This window comes from Algibacter sp. Ld11 (genome assembly GCF_045066735.1).
Classification (GTDB): domain Bacteria; phylum Bacteroidota; class Bacteroidia; order Flavobacteriales; family Flavobacteriaceae; genus Algibacter.
The window spans coordinates 140501-160996 of sequence record NZ_JBISHH010000004.1; the positions used below are offsets into that span (position 1 = coordinate 140501).

General features: G+C 31.9%; 17 protein-coding genes. 6 read left to right on the forward strand and 11 right to left on the reverse strand.

Translation table 11 applies throughout. The annotated features are described in order from the left end of the window. Positions 1–2: 2 nt before the first annotated feature. Complete coding sequence (locus tag ACJJV4_RS01820; protein ID WP_405291513.1) at positions 3–344, reverse strand: cupin; 342 nt, start codon at positions 342–344, stop codon at positions 3–5. Positions 345–618: 274 nt separating this feature from the next. Further along, complete coding sequence (locus ACJJV4_RS01825; RefSeq protein WP_405291515.1) at positions 619–1560, reverse strand: YHYH protein; 942 nt, start codon at positions 1558–1560, stop codon at positions 619–621. A 163-nt stretch (positions 1561–1723) separates the two neighbouring features. Here ACJJV4_RS01825 and ACJJV4_RS01830 point away from each other — a divergent pair, with 163 nt between their 5' ends. Then, positions 1724–4102, forward strand: coding sequence for a TonB-dependent receptor domain-containing protein (locus ACJJV4_RS01830; protein ID WP_405291517.1), 2379 nt, complete (start codon positions 1724–1726; stop codon positions 4100–4102). 10 nt (positions 4103–4112) lie between these two features. Next, on the forward strand, positions 4113–4877 hold the full coding sequence (locus ACJJV4_RS01835) for a M15 family metallopeptidase (RefSeq protein WP_405291519.1): 765 nt from the start codon (positions 4113–4115) through the stop codon (positions 4875–4877). 2 nt (positions 4878–4879) lie between these two features. Here the strand turns inward: ACJJV4_RS01835 and ACJJV4_RS01840 are convergent, their stop codons facing one another. From ACJJV4_RS01840 to ACJJV4_RS01865, 6 genes are all read right to left on the reverse strand, one after another. Next, positions 4880–5926, reverse strand: a complete 1047-nt coding sequence (locus ACJJV4_RS01840; protein ID WP_405291521.1) for a glycosyltransferase family 9 protein — start codon at positions 5924–5926, stop codon at positions 4880–4882. 65 nt (positions 5927–5991) lie between these two features. Then, entirely contained in the window at positions 5992–6837 is an 846-nt protein-coding gene (locus ACJJV4_RS01845; RefSeq protein WP_405291523.1) for a DMT family transporter, read from the reverse strand. Further along, on the reverse strand, positions 6827–7741 hold the full coding sequence (locus tag ACJJV4_RS01850) for an EamA family transporter (RefSeq protein WP_405291525.1): 915 nt from the start codon (positions 7739–7741) through the stop codon (positions 6827–6829). The genes ACJJV4_RS01845 and ACJJV4_RS01850 overlap by 11 nt, the downstream gene beginning before the upstream one ends. Before the next feature lie 114 nt (positions 7742–7855). Beyond that, the gene (locus ACJJV4_RS01855) at positions 7856–8308 is read right to left on the reverse strand and encodes a cold-shock protein (protein WP_074935825.1); all 453 of its coding nucleotides are present in this window, start codon (positions 8306–8308) and stop codon (positions 7856–7858) included. 173 nt (positions 8309–8481) lie between these two features. Further along, positions 8482–9585, reverse strand: coding sequence for an MBL fold metallo-hydrolase (locus ACJJV4_RS01860; RefSeq protein WP_405291527.1), 1104 nt, complete (start codon positions 9583–9585; stop codon positions 8482–8484). A 95-nt stretch (positions 9586–9680) separates the two neighbouring features. Next, the gene (locus ACJJV4_RS01865; RefSeq protein ID WP_405291529.1) at positions 9681–11237 is read right to left on the reverse strand and encodes a DEAD/DEAH box helicase; all 1557 of its coding nucleotides are present in this window, start codon (positions 11235–11237) and stop codon (positions 9681–9683) included. Between the two features lie 151 nt (positions 11238–11388). On the opposite strand from ACJJV4_RS01865, the gene mgrA reads away from it, so the two are divergent. Then, a complete protein-coding gene (mgrA, locus tag ACJJV4_RS01870; protein ID WP_405291531.1) occupies positions 11389–12402 on the forward strand; it encodes an L-glyceraldehyde 3-phosphate reductase in 1014 nt (337 codons plus the stop codon). 51 nt (positions 12403–12453) lie between these two features. Here mgrA and ACJJV4_RS01875 read toward each other — a convergent pair whose 3' ends face one another. Together ACJJV4_RS01875 and ACJJV4_RS01880 are read right to left on the reverse strand one after the other, a co-directional pair. Further along, the gene (locus ACJJV4_RS01875) at positions 12454–13131 is read right to left on the reverse strand and encodes a hypothetical protein (protein ID WP_405291533.1); all 678 of its coding nucleotides are present in this window, start codon (positions 13129–13131) and stop codon (positions 12454–12456) included. A gap of 365 nt (positions 13132–13496) precedes the next feature. After that, positions 13497–15848 carry a hypothetical protein gene (locus ACJJV4_RS01880; protein WP_405291535.1) on the reverse strand — a complete coding sequence of 784 codons (2352 nt, stop codon included), beginning with the start codon at positions 15846–15848 and terminating at the stop codon, positions 13497–13499. Between the two features lie 563 nt (positions 15849–16411). On the opposite strand from ACJJV4_RS01880, the gene ACJJV4_RS01885 reads away from it, so the two are divergent. Further along, the gene (locus tag ACJJV4_RS01885) at positions 16412–16966 is read left to right on the forward strand and encodes an ExbD/TolR family protein (protein WP_405291537.1); all 555 of its coding nucleotides are present in this window, start codon (positions 16412–16414) and stop codon (positions 16964–16966) included. Between the two features lie 53 nt (positions 16967–17019). On the opposite strand, the gene ACJJV4_RS01890 is transcribed toward ACJJV4_RS01885, so the two are convergent. Beyond that, entirely contained in the window at positions 17020–19011 is a 1992-nt protein-coding gene (locus tag ACJJV4_RS01890; RefSeq protein WP_405291539.1) for a thiamine pyrophosphate-dependent enzyme, read from the reverse strand. Positions 19012–19144: 133 nt separating this feature from the next. Between ACJJV4_RS01890 and ACJJV4_RS01895 the strand changes: the two genes are divergently transcribed. Together ACJJV4_RS01895 and ACJJV4_RS01900 are read left to right on the forward strand one after the other, a co-directional pair. Continuing rightward, positions 19145–20092, forward strand: coding sequence for an isopenicillin N synthase family dioxygenase (locus ACJJV4_RS01895; RefSeq protein WP_405291541.1), 948 nt, complete (start codon positions 19145–19147; stop codon positions 20090–20092). A gap of 73 nt (positions 20093–20165) precedes the next feature. After that, entirely contained in the window at positions 20166–20495 is a 330-nt protein-coding gene (locus tag ACJJV4_RS01900) for a translation initiation factor (RefSeq protein WP_405291543.1), read from the forward strand. Position 20496 lies beyond the last annotated feature (1 nt).

Genomic DNA, 20496 nt, shown 5'->3' on the forward strand with positions numbered 1-20496 from the left:
AATTATAATTTAGCAACGTCTTCTACACGTTCTACGGTATCTGCAATAGAAATGGAGAGTCTAACTATAGAATTTTTCAATCCCTTTAAATCGTGAGGTACATTGGCATTTAACGCCAGCAGTGCTCCCTTTTTCAATATCTTTTGTTCTCCACTTACACCAAACTCTATTTCACCGTCAAAAATTTCAACTATTATTGGATATGGTGCTTTGTGCTCTTTCATCAGTTGTCCTTTTTTTAAAGCAATTCTAAGTTCTTTTGTGGTATCTGTTTTTAATAATAACGTTATACTTGGTTTGTCTTCGGTATAAATAAGTGCTTCTAAAAGTGATACTGTTTTCATAATTATTTCATTTAAAGTGTTAGTAATATGTAGTTGTGTTTTTTTTTCATCATTCGCTCTATAGTAGAGTAGAAGATCTTTTTATCTTCTTTATAATTCTAATTAGAGGTAATTCCAGAAATATTTTACTTCGCAAAGATAGTTTAATTTAATAAAAGACAAAATTATCCGCTATTAAAATATTAGTTCTTTCTTCTCTTGTAAAGTTTAAACAAAAAAAAAGGAATCATTTCATATTGAAATAATTCCTTTTCTCTTAAAATTTTATACTTTTTTATCGTCTTTGATTCTGCCCTTGTCCTCTTGGCGGTCTTTGCCCTCTGCCACCTTGTCCTGGAGGTGGCTCTGCAGGGTGTCTTTCTTCTTCAAACTCTCCCATTAAACAACGTCCTACATATGGATATGAATCTGTAACCATATATACATAACCTCCATTAACATAAACACCATTACACTCATCTAAATCCCCTAAACCTTTAACGTATTCCCAATCGGAAACAAACGTACCATCAAACTCATTATTTTCTAACTCCACATCCAGGGTGTTTTTAGGATTGGAATACGTACAATCTGTAGCAGAATAAATCCCATCTATTATTTGAAAACTAGGTTTAAACGCTCCACTTTTTGAATAATAAATAGGAAAACCATCCTTAGCAAAACCAAGATGCACCAAATCTTCTCTCGAATCAAAAGCTTCCACTAAAGCCTCCGAAATACCGTGATAATGATATTCGCCTGTAGGTTGCACGTGGGCGTTATTAAAATCTAAACCTAAGTTTATTAAATCTTGTACTGCTTCAACCTTAAAATTCTCTCCACTGTCGCAAATAACCATTTCAGCGGTTTCTGGTTCAAATTTAACACCGTTTAATGCAACGCCTGGTTCTCTTGCCCATTTAGCTACACCCGTAAAACTTGGTTTTAACGGAATTCTGTACGTTTTATTTTGGGCAGAAATAGTATTTGGGTTTCCTTTTCGTGGATACTCACCAGTTGCATGATTTGGCAATGCATTGGTTGTTATAACGCGATAATCACCATCTATAGCAAGTGTTGTTTGCGTACCATATTGAGCATCGTTAATAGAATAATTACCAAAATAGTTGTTTGCAATCTCTGTTGTTTTTTGTTCTGTAGCTGTATTATTTTTTTGCGCATGGCAACCATAAAACAAGATAATAAGAGCAATAAGTAAAGCAGTTTTATAATTCATTTTAATTCTCTTTTTAACTTTAGATTAGAAAAAACAGAAATACTTGCGGCACTATTTCTTTAATTTTTTGAAAACTTTGTTGTATTCAGAAAAAAGCCTCAAAATTAACATAAAAAGAAAGTGATGCTTGATATATTTGTAATAATGCTAAATAACTTATTTCATGATTTTAAAACACTTACAATATAGTATTCTTTTTTTAATTTTTGTAGGAAGTACATTAGTTAACGCTCAAAATTCTACCATAGAAATTAAAGGTAAAGTTATAGAAGCTGAAAGCAAACAAACCATAGAATATGCTACAATTTCTATACTAGATACTACTACCAAGAAACCACTAACCGGAACTATAACTAACGAAAAAGGTTTTTTTTCTATTGATGTAAAAGCAACTAGTTTTTATATAGAAGTAAGTTTTTTAGGTTTTACTACTAAAACATTTAAAACCTTTACAATAACAAATAATACTATTGATTTAAAAACCATTAATCTCTCGGAAGACTTAGAATCTTTAGGTGAGGTTTTGGTCAGAGCAGAACGATCGCAAACCGAATTTAAATTAGATAAACGTGTTTTTAATGTGGGCTCAGATTTAAGTGCCACTGGTGCTGGTGCATTAGAAGTTTTAAATAATGTGCCATCTGTAAATGTTAGTATTGAAGGTGAAGTAAGCTTGCGTGGAAATTCGGGTGTGCAAATTTTAATTAACGGAAAACCTTCTGTTTTGGCCAGTGCCGACGGTAATGCCTTAGGTACAATTACAGCTGATATGATTGAAAAAATAGAAGTTATTACAAATCCCTCAGCTAAATATGATGCTGCAGGAACTTCTGGAATTATAAATATTGTCATTAAAAAATCTGAAAAAAAAGGTCTAAATGGCTCAGCCTCTATAAATGTTGGTGTGCCAAATAGTAATAGTTTTGGATTGAGTTTAAACCGAAGAACCGAAAAATTTAATTTATTTAGTCAGTTAGGGTTTGGTTTACGCACATATCCCGGAGAAACGGAAAGCATTAACCGAGACCTAGTTAATAACACTGAAATAAATAGTGTTGGTGATAGCGAGTTTGACGAAAAATTCAGCAACTTTTTGTTAGGTACCGACTACCATATTAACGACAGAAACGTTATTACGCTATCTGGTTCTTATGCATACGAGGTTGAAGATCAAAGTTCGCAGCAAAACTATACCGGTTTAGATAACACTAACACCATAACAGACGCTTGGTTACGTGATGAGAAAACAGAAGCAACGAACCCAAAATTACGCTATGAGTTACAATACAAAAAAGATTTTAAGCGCCACGAAGATCAAAGTTTACTCTTCAGTGCTTTGGGAAGTTCTTTTAGAAAAGATCAAACCTCTAATTTTATAAACACCACACGTATTGGTGATTTACCAGATGAAGTTCAAAATACTCGAACCGACTATAAACTAGAAGATTATACCTTTAAATTAGATTATGTACATCCTTTTTTAGAGCATTATACTATAGAAACTGGATCACAATATGTTATTAACCAAGGCCCTAACGATTTTGCTGTAAGCGATTTTGAAAATGGAGCTTGGATAGATAATATTGATTTAACGAATGTGTTTAATTTCGATCAGAATGTACTTGGGGTCTACACCACAGTAGCTTATGAAGCTGATAAATGGGGACTGAAAATGGGTATTCGATTAGAAGATACTCAAATTGAAACGTTGCTCGAAAACACCAACGAAAAAGCTACTAAAAATTACACCAACTTCTTCCCTAGTGCGCACACATCCTATACTGTAAGCGATAATTTTTCGTTACAAGCCGGTTATTCACGTCGCATTAATCGTCCAAATTTACGGTCTTTAAATCCTTTTTCTAACATTCGGAATAACTTTAGTATTTCAACAGGAAACCCAGATTTGCAACCGGAATACACCAATTCTTATGAGTTAACCACAATCCATAAAATTGGAAAGGCCTCTTTAAATTTTAGCTTATACAACCGTTACACCACAGATGTTATTGAAAGTATTACTGAATATGAAGATGATGTTAGTATTTCTCGTCCTGAAAATATAGGTACAAGTAATACCACTGGTTTTGAATTTAACGGAAAATACAATCCTATAAATTGGTTTTCTTTAAGTGGAGAATTTAATATTAATTTCTTTGATAGAAAAGGTGTTTTTGATACAGAATCTTTCGATTTTAAAGGGAGTCGATGGACAACGAGTTTAACATCTAAATTTAAATTACCTTTAGATTTCGATTTAGAAATGTCTGGAGATTATCAATCTAAATATAAAAGTTTACAAGGTGAAACCTATGATAATCTCTATGCTGATTTAGGAATTCGGAAAAAGATTTTAAAAGGAAAAGTTATCTTGAATATGAGTGTTCGAGATGTTTTTGCTTCTCGTGTAAATCAATCGGAAACTTCCCAAACAGAATTTTATTTATACAACAGCCGTAAAAAGGGCCGTTATATTACCTTTGGTGTAAGTTACGGGTTTGGAAAAGGTGAAGCTATGGAGTTTTCTGGACGTAGACGTTAATTTATTTTATATGAAAAAAATTGTAATGTTCGCTCTTATAGTAATTTTGGGTGTATTAATGTCTTGTAAAGATCAAAAACAATCTATTCTAGTTGAAAATGTTCCGGTTGAAACCATTATTATGGAGGTGCCTGCGAAAAAAACAGATAGTATGATTACAAAAGATTTTGTTCTTGGCAAGTTCGATTATAAAGCGCATGAGGCTTTTGAAAAAGTTAGCGCATCTCATTCATCTAAAACTATTTATTTAAATAAATCATGCTACAAAGCTTTTAAAGCTATGCACAAACAAGCCAAAACATATGGTATTAATCTTATAATTATATCTGGAACTAGAAATTTTTACGAACAAAAAAGTATTTGGGAGCGAAAATGGAAAAAATATAGCAGTTTAGAACCTAAAATTCGTGCTTTAAAAATTTTAGAATACAGCTCAATGCCAACATCATCGCGGCACCATTGGGGTACGGATATGGATTTGAATAATTTAACAAACTCATATTTCGAAAAAGGCGAAGGTCTAAAAATATATAATTGGCTTTTAAAACATGCCAAAAGTTACGGTTTTAAGCAGGTTTACACCGAAAAAATAAATGGAAGAACGGGCTATAATTTGGAAAAATGGCATTGGTCTTACATGCCGTTAGCCGAAACTTATTTAGAATTTTATAATGAAAATATAAGTTATACTGATATCATTGACTTCAAAGGATTTGAACAAGCCCAAGAACTAGATGTTATAAAATATTACGTTAACGGAATTTCTAAAAATTAAAATTATCTTAAAATACCATTTATGGATTTAATCCAATCGTTAATATCAGTATGGTTTGTATTAAGCGCTACACTGCCATTACCGTATGGTGCGTAAATATTTTCATTAGTTACCGAAAAGAAGCCAACACAAGGTACTAAAGCCGCGCTTGCTAAGTGCATTACACCATTATCGGCGGCTATAAAAATACTAGTGTTTTTAATTATTCCCGCCATTTCACGAATATCCTTACTATAAAAATTTAAAGATTGAAAGTCGATTTTTGAAATGTTTTCGATTGGCAACATTTCAATAATATTAAAATCAGGATACTCTGTTTTCAGACGTTCATAAAAAGTGTTCCACCAAGTTTCAGAATAACATTTATCTCCGGTGGCATTGGTATAAATACAAATAGTCTTTTTATCATTCTTAATAATATCATCTAAAATAGTTTTTCCTTTTGCTATTTCACCTTCTGTTAATTTAATATCTAAAACAGGAATTGGACTATCGTTTTTAGGAAAACCTAAGCGCTCTAAATTATATCTTAAATTATAAATAGGGTATTTAGAAATATGTAAATGATCGCTGTATGTATTTTGAATACTTTCATTAACATCACCAAAAACTTTTATTTTAGCCTTTGCGAGATTAGTTAACAAGCGTCCAGACGAAGAATTTTTATCACCATTAATAACTAAATCATAAGAAGTAGACTTAATAGAAATCCAACTTTTAGCATATTTAAAAAGGTTATTAAAGGGTTTTCTAGGTAGTTGAATAATTTTAGAAACCTGTTTGTAATTTTCAAAAACGGGATAAGCCACTCCGCCTTTTACAAATAAATCAATTTCGCTATTTGGAAACGTATTTAAAACTTCCTGAACCAATGGTGTTAGTAGTAGTTGATTTCCTAAACGATGATTAGGTCTAATAATCAAAACACGTTTTATATCGGTAACTTTAAGAGTGCCTTTTGCTGGCTCAGTATAAGAACTGCCAACATTTTTAGTAATGTTACGCATTACTTTTCTTCTTACTTTATTTACACGTGTTTTAAAAGTCATCTATTAAATTTCTAGAAATGAGATTGCAAAATTACAAATAAGCACAGAGGTTGGCAAAAAAACAATTACGCCTTATATTTTTCTTTGTAAAGTACGTTTAAAATAAGTCCGCCAATAATTAAAGCAATACCAAGTAAACTCCAAAACGTGTAAACTTCATTAAAAATAAAAGTTCCAAAAAGTAAGGTGAAAACGACTTCAATATATTTTAATGGAGCAACCTGAGTTGTAGATGCTATTTGGAAGGCTTTAGTCATGTAAACTTGACCAAAATAACCAAAGACACCAAGTATACCTAACAAAAACCACTCTTTGCCAACTGGCCAAACCCAATTATTAAGTGCACCGAAAAGACCAACTAATGTAGAAATAATCATAAAATAATTTACAACGACTACTGGATGTTCACTTTTTCCAATTTTACTCAATATAATATAGACTAAACCACTAAATAAAGCTGAAATAAATATTAACATTAAACCATAACCACTCACCTCTTTATCAAAACCTTTTAAAACTAATACCCCGGCAAAAGCCATAGCGAAAAAGAACCATTGCATCAGTTTAATTTTTTCTTTTAGTAAAAATACCGCAAAAATAGCCGCAAAAATTGGTGCAAGATATCTTAAAGAAACAGCACTACCAATAGGCAGGTATTTAGTTGACATAAAGAATAAACTCATAGATGTTACGCCTACTATTCCACGTAAAATCAATAATTTTTTGTTTTTACCGGCAAATGAAATTTTGTTTTTTAATAAGAAGCCAAATGTAAAAAACAGCGAACCAACAGATCTAAATAATACAATTTGAAAGGCGCTGAAATTACTTAAATATTTTACTGTGGTATTCATGCATGCAAATGCTAGTGTGCTAATAAGCATGAATTGTATTGCTTTTTTAACGTCCAATAGATCGGGGTTTAAATTTTCGTTTTGAATTTATAAAATATACGCCTGTTAATAAGATAACGGCAGCAATAATAGATTGTATCGTTAAATTTTCGTCTAAAATTAACCAACCTAAAAATAGAGCGATAACGGGGTTCACGTAAGTAGAAGTTGATACTTTTTCTGGTGAAACTTCTTTTAATAAGTAGTTAAATGCCGTAAAAGCGATAATACTTCCAAAAATGATAAGCAAAAGCATAGACCAGAGTACTGGCGTACTCCAAGTAGTTGGTGAAGTCCACTCTTCTCCAAAACATAAGCTAGCTATAGCCAGCATTATGCCTCCAGAAAGCATTTGATAACCTGTGTTTACAAAAAAGTTTTTTGGTAAATTAGCTTTACCTACAAATATAGAAGCGTAAGCCCAGCTAATCATACATACAAAAATCATGATCATGCCAAGTATTTGACCATCTTTACTAATTATTTGTTTTTGGCTAACTAATAAAAATATGCCCAAAAAGCCTAAAGCTACGCCAATGTATGACATGGCAGATATTTTTTTACCTTGTAAAATTCGCATTAAAATAAGAACAACAAGTGGTTGAGCAGAAATTTCTAAAGCAGTAAAACCACTATCTACAAACCGTAAGGCCCAAACCACAACACCATTACCAAAAGCTAAAAAAAGAAAACCTGCAATAATTGTGTTTTTTAGTTGCGTTCTAGTAATGGAGAGATCAAATTTTAAAATTTTAGCAATTGTAAAAATAAGAATACTCGCCGTTGTAAAACGCATGGAGCCTAACATAAAAGGAGGTAATTCTGTTACCGCAATTTTATTTAGTAAATACGTAGATCCCCAAATGACGTAGATGGCAAAGAAAGCCAACATAATAGAAATCGATTTACGAGAAACAGCCATTAAAAACCTTTTTAAAAAGAAATAATCCTCACAGTTTAACTGTTGAGGATTATTTTAAAATTTACTTTAGATAAAACATGTTAAGCTCTTTAAAAAGAACTATTTACGAATGTATTATATTTTCTTTACTCGAACGGCATTCATACCTTTTTGACCACGTTCAAGATCATAAGTTACTTTGTCGTTTTCTTCAATATCGTCTAATAAACCGCTAACATGAACAAAATACTTTTCTTGATTCACGCTATCGATAATAAAACCAAAACCTTTAGAATGATCAAAAAATGATACTTTTCCTTCTTTAATTACTGGTTCTTCTTCAATACGGTCTTCCTTTTTAGGGATTCCCAATTCAATACTTTCGGCTTCAACCTTTTCACGCATTGCCGGATCTGGTGGCGTATCGGTTAAATTCCCGTTAAAATCTACATAAGCAAATTGGATGCCTTGTGGGTTTTCTTTAGCTTCTGCCCTACGAGCGTCCTTCTTTTTTTGCTTTTCCTCTCTTTTCTTTAAGCGTTTTTTTTCTTTTTCAATTTTGTTAAATGTGACTTGCGATTTTGCCATAGTTTAAAATATCCTACTTTTTTTTGTAAATTAATAAGGGATAAAGATACGGCTTATTTTTATGATGTTATAATATTCAGGGGATTAAAAATGAATTCGAACAAAAATAGTTTCAAATTTGAAATCCCTTATTTTTAGAGACTTATTTGCTGTAATCATGAAATTTATACTTTTTATTTTCGTTGTCTAAGGTCTTTTTCGGTAATAAAACCATCTTTATTGGTATCTCTTTTATCAAAGTTCTCTTTTAGTTTTCCTTTTGCTTCTGCCCTAGCAATCTTTCCATCTTTATTAGAATCTAATCGTTTTAGCATATTTTCAAAATTAGAGCCTTGGTTGTTTTTTGCATTATCTATTCGTTTTTGTGTTTCTAAAGTGTCTCCATTTTTTGGAAACGTCATTAAATCTTCAGCATAAAAAACAGCGCCTTTGTAATTTTTACTTAATTCTTTAGTAGTAGCTACTTCATCAACATTAGTAAAGTTTAAATGTGTTAAAACTAAGTTTTTAACTTGCCCTTCATTTGCCATTCGAGAGCTTTCGTCTAAATTTACATGTGCATGGGTTTTATTACCTCTATTTTTTCCATTACCTATTCTTGTATTCGATTTTCCTTGTTCTATAGCGCCTCCAGAATCTATAATTAAGTAATCTGCTTGTTTTGCAAGTATGGGTAAACTTTGAGAGTACGATAAATCTCCTGAAATAACAATAGATTTACCTCCTGCATCAAAACGAAATGCCATGGTTGCAATTGTATGGTTTACGGGTGTGCAAGAGATTTCAATATCCCCAATAATAAAGCTTTGGATGCCTTCTAATTCGTTTAAAGTAAAATTACTTGCAACATCGCTAAAAGTTCGTTGCTTCTTAGATAATCTATAAGCTATATCTTCTTCGTAATTATTTAAAATGCTATTGACCAAATTTGATGTTGGCTTCGGTCCTACAACTTGAAACTGGCCTGCAGCTAGCAAAGTTTTAATAAAAATTGGCGTAAACTCTTCATTATGATCTAAATGGTGGTGCGTAAAAAGAAGAGCGTCTAAATCTTTATTTTTCACTTGTAACTTGTCTAAATTACCCTGAGTTCCATTTCCCATATCCACTAAAATTTTAGTGTTTTTATAAGAAATTAGAACAGAAGGTCCTGCTCGCTCCGTATTATATTTAGGTGAACCTGAACCAATAATGGTTGCTATTAACTCATTTTGAGATTGAGAAAAAAGCTGAAAATTTAAACAGAAAATTAAAATAGAGATAGACTTCGTCATCATTATATGTTTGATGTTTAGACATGTAAATCCTCGAAAGGTTTAAAAATCTAAAAAACAAACTAAAAGATTACCGAAAATTATTAAGACCACAACGTCTATTCTTCTATTGGTGGGTGGCCATGGATTTCCTCGAAAACTTCATCGAAATTAGATCGTAGATAAGCATTTAGTTTCTTACGATAATCACCTTTTAACCACTCTACAAAATTATATGTACTTTTACTAATACATTTTGTGTAACGTTGTATACGGAAATCAATATCGTCCCCAAGCATTTTCGCTAATCCTAATGCATCGTAAACATCTTCACTGTTCTCTATACAAATTTTTGCATGATGCTCTATAGAGCGCTCTAAAACAACTTTAGAAGACTCTCCGTTTCTAATAGAACTTACATAAGTTTTCTGAATATCGAAATAAACATCTTTAGATTTGGCAAACTCGGCACGCAAGGCATCCGGCATTTCATATCTAAAGTTGCTTTCTAATTCATCATCGCTTAAAATAGCATCTAAATAATAGTTTGGAGAACGGAAAATACGTTGCCAATCCAGATCTTCTCCCCAAGCACCGAAACGATGGAAGTTATTCCCTAAATCAATAACAGAAAAAGATTTTTTATCTTTTAAAATACGTGAACCACGACCAATCATTTGGTAATAAAGTGTTAGCGACTTTGTTGCACGATTTAATATAATACTTTCAACAGTAGGCTCATCAAACCCTGTGGTTAAAATACTAACCGATGTTAAAATAGCACCAGGCGTTTTCTTAAACCATTTTAGTATCATAGACCGCTCCTTCTTTGTATTAGTGTTATCTAGGTGAGCAACAGGGTAACCCGCACGCCTAAACGAATCGTAAACATGCAGCGACGTATTAATACCATTGTTAAAAATAAGCGTTTTCTTCCCTTTACAACGTTCTTCATAAGCTTGTACAAGTTTAGAAAGCATATCGCTCGCTGTATATAAATCTTCAGAAGATTTTACCGTATAATCACCATTAGCTCCAACAACTAAAGATGTTAAACCTACATTATAAGAATACATTTCGGCACGTGCCAAAAAGCCGTTTTCAATAAGTGACTCGATACTTTCTCCAACAATTAATTCATCATAATTATCAGTCATTGGTAACTCCATACTCGAGCTTAAAGGCGTTGCAGTAACACCTAAAATAAAAGACTGACTAAAGAATTTAAATAATTTTGTGAATGAATTATAGTGCGCCTCATCAATAATAACTAAACCAATATCTGAAATATCTAATTTATCATCATTTAAACGATTGTTTAAGGTTTCAACCATAGCTACAAAACAGCTATAATCGCCCTGATCGCTCAAATCGGCTTTACTATCTACCACTTTATTATTTACACCAAACTCGGTAAGTACGTTAGATGTTTGACGGCACAATTCAATTCTGTGCGTCATTACTAACACTTTTTTCTTGTGTGTTTTTAAGAATTGTCGAACTATTTCAGAAAATATAACTGTTTTTCCACCTCCCGTTGGAAGTTGATATAGTAAATGGTAATCGGCTGGAGACTCTTCAAAACTTGTGAAAATTTTGTCAATAGCCCCTTTTTGGTAGCTATATAAATCTTTCCCTGCTTTTCTTTCTTCTAATTCGGTTTTGGAAACGGACATGAAATATTCTTTAAAGTGGCTGCAAAAATAACACCTTTAAAGGGTTTTTACGGTATGTTCTTAGTGAAAATTTTAAATGATTTTTGATTTTATCGCTTTCGAGTTATATGAAAAGTAATTTATACATTTACAATCTTAAAATAAAACCAATATGCAAATTAACGATAAATCTGAAGTACAAAGCTATTTAGCAGACCCCAAACGATATGATACCATGACCTATAAAAGATCTGGAAAAAGCGGTGTTTTATTACCAGCTATCTCTTTAGGATTGTGGCATAATTTCGGGTTTGTTGATAATATACAAAACGCCAGAAATGTTTTAAGATGTGCGTTCGATTTAGGAATTACACATTTTGATTTAGCCAATAATTACGGGCCTCCTTACGGTTCTGCCGAAGAAAATTTTGGCACAATATTTAAAAATGATTTCAAAAATTATAGAGATGAAATGTTTATTGCAACCAAAGCAGGTTACGATATGTGGCCTGGACCTTACGGTAATTTGGGGTCTAGAAAATATTTAATTTCTAGTATAGACCAAAGCTTAAAACGTATGAATTTGGATTATGTAGATGTATTTTATCATCACCGTCCAGACCCTGATACACCTTTGGAAGAAACCATGGGAGCGCTTGCCGATATTGTTCGCCAAGGGAAGGCGTTATATGTTGGTATTTCTAATTATCAACCGGAAGAAACACAACGTGCTGCCGAATTATTGCGCGAATACAATGTGCCTTTTATACTGCACCAAGCGAGATACTCTATGCTTGATCGTTGGGTTGAGGATGGACTTTTAGATACTTTAGAAGATAACGGTGTGGGCTGTATTACCTTTTCGCCATTGGCACAAGGTATGCTTACAGATAAATACTTAAACGGTATTCCTAAAGATTCTAGAGCGGCTAAAGATTTAACGTATTTAAATACTGAAACCGTAAACGAGAATATTGAAAAGATTAAGAAACTTGCAGAAATTGCTGAATCTCGGGGGCAAAAACTATCCCAAATGGCTATTGCCTGGATTTTAAGACAAAAGCAAGTGGCATCGGTACTAATTGGTGCGAGTTCTACAAATCAATTAAAAGAGAACGTTAAGGCTTTGGATAATTTAGAATTTACTGAAGAAGAATTAAAACGTATAGAAGAGGTTCTTTCTTAATGGGAAAACCATGCAATTTTAATAAAAAAGTTATTGCGGTTGTGTTTGAACCTAATCTTTAACCACAACAACAGTAACTTTTACTCCTTTTTCTAAGGCCCAAACTTTACTAGCTATTACAGCACCGGTTTCATCAACAATTCTATATTCTGCTGTGTTGGGTCCAGAAGAACCTGTATTAATGGCATAAAAATCAATTTTATTTGAACCCTCTCTTAGCTTCAAAGTGAAACCACTAAAACTTCTACCTAAATACACGTTAGATCTCAATACATCGTCATTAACATATACACGAAGTAAATCGCCATCAATAGCACTATGATCCCTATACTTAATTTGTACATATAAAGATTTTGTATGGTAATCTCCCCAAAAAGCATCTTCTTTTAATCCAGCATTTTCACCATAACCATCGGGCAATACTGCCTTAGCTTGTCGGTCGAGATTTTTAGTGTATAATTCTCCAGGGTTTCCAAACTCTTCCTCTGGGAACATAGACAACTGCCTCTTAGGTGCGCTCAAATCTACTGAAACTCTTGGCGCATTCATACCATTTAATGGATCAGCCTTAGCTTCAATAGGCGTTGAAGGTTTTGGGATTTCCGCTTTTAAAGAATCATTTTCCCTTTCAATAACGGGAAATGGCGTAGACTTATTTCTACTATCTATTTGGGCAAAACTAGAGATAGTAAAAACAAAAAATATAAAAAATGAAAAATAAAACTTCATTGGTTTGTCGGCGGCTTTTAATTATAATAGGAAACAAAAATTGTTTCATTATGTTTCAAAGATAATTGTTATCATTTAAATCACAATTATCCCCGTTTCTATTTAGGAAAAAATTAATACAATAACCGTTCCTAAAACATTTCAACGTTTATAATTACATGATTATTAGCGACAAAATATTAAATTTTATTTAAAACAACAGTTCTTCTAATAAGGGAAATTATATTTCTAAAAACCCTAAACGGCTTATAATATGCTTTTTAAGAATAAATTATATAAAACTATTACATGTTTATAATTCCTTTGATGGCATCATTTTTCTTTAATATAATTTGAAGAAAAACTTGATGCGAAAAAAAATAAGCTTATTTCGCTAAGTTGATAGATTCTCTTTTAGACCACAAATAACCTTCAGTAGACATACCTTCAATATAAAGTTTTATACTATCTGAATCATACTTTGGAACTTTAAAAGTTAATTCTCCTTTATCATTAGGTGTAAGATTTGGTATCCAGTGAATAGTTCCAAATTTTAAAAACGTATCTGAGCTGGTATTTGTATAATTAGGCTTATAATATTCTTTAGGAACTGAGAATCCAAATATATTGTTAATAGTATGATATTCATCATCGGTAGTACTCACGCCACCTCCATTTTTGGTAAAAATTCTGATGGTTCCAGCTGGTGAATCCCCAGGATTTGGCATGCGACTAATATACATATCTTCAACATCTAAAGCTCTAAGACCTACTAATGTTCTAAAATCATCAAACAGTGGCATATTATCCACATAAATAGACGGTACTGAATTCCCAGGCACTATTCGTTTGGTACGAATAATTACATTATCAAGAGTGGTAACAACATCAAATCCGTTTTTTCTAATTATACTTGCAATCGGCTCATTTTGAAAATCAGATTCAGCTAAATTAATATATTTGGCCCCATGCATGGATATTAATGGCTTGTTTTTAGGTGTCTTATTTTTAGCGCGAGCTTTTAATACTAGAGTATCTAAAAGCGTAGACCCTATGAGATTATTAAATTTTTCTTCCGTTTGTTGATTGCGTAATTTATTTTTGGGATAAGTACTTAAATCTTCTAAGTTATCTTTAATAACTTTTGGAAATATATTAACGTATAAAAATGGTTTTGTTAATTTCCCGTTTTTATTTTTTAAACTAAAATTAACACTTGTATCATCCGCTAAAAATAAATTTTCAAAGCTAAAAGTTGAATTTTCAATAACGGCAGATTCATGAATTTGATTTGCCGAAGAAGATAACACCATCAAATCTCCTGTTTTTTGTTTATAATTATTAAGACTTCCCTTTATTTGAAATCCTGTTTCAAATGCATAATTAGCTTTTGACTGGTCTTTAAAGATATTATCCCAATTATACCTACTCCATCCTTGGTTTAATAATAACAAGTCTAAATCGTATAGCGTCTTGTGATCAATATCACTGAAATAATAATACGGCTTTTCTATATAGCCTTTAATATATGGAGCTAATAAAAAAGATGCCATTATCGTAGACTGATTCTTGTAGGATTCATTGGGCGCTGGCAAAACTGATACACTAAAACTCGGATTAATTTCTGTTTTAATATTTGTTTTAAGTTTTACCGTGCTCGAATCTTTTTGTGCTACTACACTTGCTACTTCAATGTCTATAATTGGAGTTTTTAAATTATTAAATATTAATCTTTCCGCTATGGGCTTATAATTTTCATTAACTAAAGTGAGTATATTTATACCTGGTAGCAATTCTGGCTTTTTTACATTTAGAAAATAGTTTAGTTTACCTTCTTCAAAATCAATTTTTAATTTTATGATTTGGCCGTCTCTATGTATCAATAAATAGTAAGGTTTACCTATTAAATCATTAATAGTAAACGGGTTAGTTTCCAAAGCAATTATTACATTGTTACCATTGGTAACCGCAACTTTAAAAGAGATACCTTTTTTCTCGATCAATCCAACTGGTTTGCTAATGGTTTTACCGTTTACCGTAGTAGCATTAACAGTATAATTATTGTTTTCTTTAGCATTTAGCACAAACTTCCCTAACCCAAATTGATTGCTTTTAAAAGTTGTAATTATATTTTTGTTTTTATCAAAAACAGTTCCTTCGCTAACTACAACACCATTCCCCTGTTCATCGAGTAATTTAAAACCAATAGTATTGTTTACATTTTCAACAATATGACCACCTTCTGGCAAAAACTGTAAATCATATGTATTTTCACTTATTACATTTTTAGTGTCTTCTTCTCCGTTGCCCATAATTTCAATTATTTGAACATGAGACAAGTCTTCTTTAAAATTTTTCATCCAATTCGTGGTGGTCTTCACGTAGTAAATCCCAGGAGTGAATTTCTTGTCAATTAAAAAATTTCCATTCACATAACCATTTGAGGCATAGAGAAGCTTTGAAGTTATTATACTACCGGTTTCATTAAAAATACTGACATATACATTAGTGGTGCTTTCGTAAGGTGTTTGATATTTATTATTGTAAATATAACTTTTAAACCAAATTTCTTCACCTTCAAAAAATATTGATTTATTTAAGTGCGTAAATATTGTTTCTCGTTCTAATTCAAAATATTTATTATATTTTTTTATTAAATCAGCAGAAGGTTTAATTTGAGAAAAAACTATTGAAGAAAAATTAAGAAATATTAGAACTATAAGAAAGTGTTTTTTCATAATGTTGATTTGCGAAATTACTGACACAAATTTAGAAAAAAATATAGGTTAAGGTGAGAACATTTGAGTTTAAATCGTTTCAGTCCTTTAATTTTTTAGTTTTTTTATTTTAAATAGGACTAAATTATATTTTAATATAATTAAGGATTAAAAAGTTATTTTAAAACGGTAATTTAAAGAACGGCATATTGGGAGTAATCATTGATGTCTATAAATACTATTACATTATTTTTTAAACTAATTTATGTTCTATTTACTGTAAAACTAAACAGCGTTATAATATTTCTTAGATCCCATTAGCAGCATTCAAAACAATAATTTTAACATTAATCTGGTAACCAATTGTTCCCTTTTTAAAGAACGTGAATTTTTAAATAACTTGAAATACAAAAAACCATTCTTAACAAGAAACTTTCGTTAAAATCTGATTTTCAAATACTTTAAACTTCTATAATTTTTATTAAAACAACCAGTGTAATCTTGTTTTTTCAGCGATTATCATCTTTTTATGGTATTGTTTTTGTGTGTTTTAATTTCATATTAACATTTAAATTTTAACATTTATGAGACATTTAAAAGAAGTGCCAGAAGTTAATGCGGGTTCTATGGCCGACATTGCCTTTTTACTACTAATTTTCTTTTTAGTAACCGCAACTATTTCATCCGATGCAGGAATCAAGCGGGTTTTGCCAGCCGAATGCCCAACGGGAGATTGTGAAAGCTTAAAACATGAGCGAAACATTTTGCGCATTGTTATTAATAATAATGATGAAATTATGGTTGAAAATGAACAGATCAATCTAGCCGATTTAAAAGAGACTACAAAAGCCTTTTTGGATAATAATGGTGACGGTACTTGTTTGTATTGCAATGGGAATAAGTTCCCCAATGCATCGGACAATCCGGAAGATGCTGTTGTTTCACTTCAAAACGGACAACAAACTACTTACAAGCAATTTGTGGCAGTTCAAAATGAATTATCTAAAGCTTATTTTGAATTAAGAAGCAATTACGCTGCTAATGTTTTACAGAAATCGGTTGATAATTTAACAAAAGAAGATTTACAGAAGGTTAAAAAAGCATATCCGTTTATTCTTTCGGAAGCAGAAATAAAATAAAATAAAATATACTACAACTTGAATATTGAGTTATTTTGCGGCAACAGAATAACTCAATATTTTAATAATGCCTTTAAAGCGGCTTCAAACCTCTTTTTTGGTAAATATTGATTTTCTAAACTTTTCAAAAAAGGAATAGGTGTTTCTAAACTCGCTACACGTTTTACAGGCGCATCTAAATACTCGAAACACTGCTCCATAATTTGTGCTGAAATATCACTAGCAATACCACCAAACAAAGAATCTTCCTGAAGAATAATCGCTTTCCCTGTCTTCTTAACGGAATTAAAAATAGTATTTAAATCTAAGGGTTGTAAACTTCTTAAATCAATAACATCAGCTGAAATTTGCGGATTATTTTCTAAAACATCTAGCGCCCAATGCACTGCTGCTCCATAAGATATAACGCTAATAGTTCGACCTGTTTTTAGCAAAGATGCTTTACCTAAAGGAAGTGTATAATAATCTATTGGAACTTCTTGGCGTATACTACGATATAATCCTTTATGCTCAAAAAACATAACCGGATTTGGATCATTAATAGCCGAGGCCAATAAGCCCTTCGCATCATAAGGAAATGCCGGATAAACAACTTTTAGTCCAGGTGTTTTTGTAAACCAAGCCTCATTGGTTTGCGAATGAAATGGGCCAGCTCCAACATCGCCACCACATGGCATTCTAATAACGACATCGGCATTTTGTCCCCATCTGTAATACGATTTTGCCAATAAATTTATAACAGGATTAAAACCAGAACTCACAAAATCTGCAAATTGCATTTCCACAACACTTTTAATTCCTGCAATAGATAAGCCATAAGCAACTTCAATTATTGCTGATTCACAAATAGGTGTATTTCGAATACGTTCCTTACCAAACGCTTCAACAAAGCCTTCGGTTATTTTAAATGCGCCGCCATATTCAGCAATATCCTGCCCCATAAGAACTAAGTTTTTATCACGCTGCATACTTTGTTCTAAACCTTTGGATATAGCATCAATAAAACGAATTTCTTTAGAGTCTGTATTGTTTTTAATTAATTCATTTTTAACAGGTTGATATACATCATTTAATTCTATGCTTTTATTTGGGGTTATTTCATTTTCATTAAAAGCCACACTCAAATGCTTATTAATCTCATCTGAAATATCAACTTTTATTCTATCATTATCCTTTTCATTTAAAATATTATTTTCTTTCAAAAAACATTCAAAATTATAAATAGGATCTTTTTTTGACCAAATATCAATGAGTTCCTTCGGAACATATTTTGTGCCACTCGCCTCTTCATGACCACGTATTCTAAAGGTTTTAAATTCAATTAAAACAGGTCTTGGGTTGTTTCTAATACTTGTCGCTATGTTGCTTATTTTTGTATAAATTTCAAGAATATTATTACCATCAATAATATGTGATTCCATACCATAACCAAGGGCACGATCCGCAAGGTTTTTACAATTATATTGTTCATTTGTTGGTGTAGACAACCCGTAACCATTATTTTCAATACAGAACAAAACGGGTAATTGCCAAACTGAAGCTATATTTAAAGCCTCATGAAAGTCGCCTTCACTTGTGCCTCCTTCTCCTGTAAATACAGCTGTCACGTCATTTTTATTTTTTAATTTTGAAGCTAAAGCAATACCATCTGCAACACCCAATTGTGGACCTAAATGCGATATCATTCCTATAATTTTGTACTCCTGCGTACCGAAATGAAACGAGCGATCTCGCCCTTTTGTAAAACCTGAAGCTTTGCCTTGCCACTGCGCAAATAAGCGACTTAGCGGAATGTTTCTTGTAGTAAAAACCCCTAAATTACGATGCATAGGTAAAATATATTCATTTGGTTTTAATGCCATAGTTACACCCACAGAAATAGCTTCTTGTCCAATTCCAGAAAACCATTTACTAATTTTCCCCTGCCTAAGTAACACGAGCATTTTTTCTTCTACCAGTCTCGGTATCAGCATATTTTTGTAAAGCGATATTAAAAAAGAAGCATCTAAATTTTGATTTTGATAATTAATTTGGCGAGAAGTCATAAAACAAATTGTTTAGTATCTCAAATATAAGATAAATGCTAATAAGTGGCAGAACCATATATATAAAATGGAGATTACAAAACTCTCCAATGTTTTTGTACATTTGTATTACACAGATTAAAATTATTTTATAATGAATATAATACCTAGCGTTAATTTAAAAGATTTTACTTCGGGCGATATTAGCAAAAAACAACAATTTGTAGATGCCATTGGTAAAGCATATGAAGAGATTGGATTTGTTGCTCTAAAAGGACACTTTCTTGATGATGCTCTAGTCGAAAATCTTTACCAAGAAGTAAAGAACTTTTTTGAGTTAGATACTGATACAAAACGCAAATATGAAATTCCAGGAATTGGAGGACAACGTGGTTATGTATCTTTTGGAAAAGAAAGTGCAAAAGGTAAAAAAGAAGGTGATTTAAAGGAGTTTTGGCATTTTGGACAATATGTTGATGACAATGATGAATTGAAAGCTGAATACCCAGAAAATGTTATGGTTGAAGAGCTTCCTGAATTTAATAAAATAGGAAAGGAAACTTACCAAATGCTGGAAAAAACCGCCAAATATGTGCTACGCGCCTTGGCATTACATCTTAATTTAGAAGAAACATATTTCGACAATTACATACATAACGGAAATTCTATATTACGCCCAATACACTACCCTCCGATTACCGAAGAACCAAAAGAAGCTGTTAGAGCGGCAGCTCATGGTGATATTAATTTAATTACACTTTTAATGGGTGCGCAAGGTCGTGGTTTGCAAGTTCAAAACCACAAAGGCGAATGGATAGATGCTATTGCTGAAAATGATGAGTTAATGATTAATGTTGGTGATATGTTATCACGACACACTAATAACAAATTAAAATCTACTATACACCGCGTTGTAAACCCGCCTAAAGAGCTTTGGGGAACATCACGTTATTCTATTCCATTTTTCATGCATCCTGTAAGCGCTATGAAATTAGATGTATTAGACGGCTGTATTGATGAAAATAACCCAAAGAAATTTGATGATATTACGGCTGGAGAATTTCTAAACGAGCGCTTGATTGAATTAGGCCTTAAGAAATAGTAATAACCCCAAACTTCTGTTTTAGTTTAATAGCCAAATAGCAATGAATATATTGTTACCCTAAAATTAATTTATGGATTTACAAGACCAATTAAAAAACCTTTTTCCCGAACATATTGAAGAGGAAACTCCCGAAAGTAAGCAGAACACATCCGATATTTGGATGCAAGACGAACCCATACTTTGTAAATATGAAAAGCGTAAAGGCAAACCCATTACTATTTTAGATGGCTATACGGGTGCTACTGAAGATTTTAAAATTTTAGCCAAAGAAATAAAAACTAAACTCAGTGTTGGTGGTAGCTTTAAAGATGATAAAATTATAATCCAAGGTGATTACAGAGATAAAATTATGGAGATGTTGAAAGCAAAAGGGTTTAACGTAAAACGTGTTGGAGGTTAAT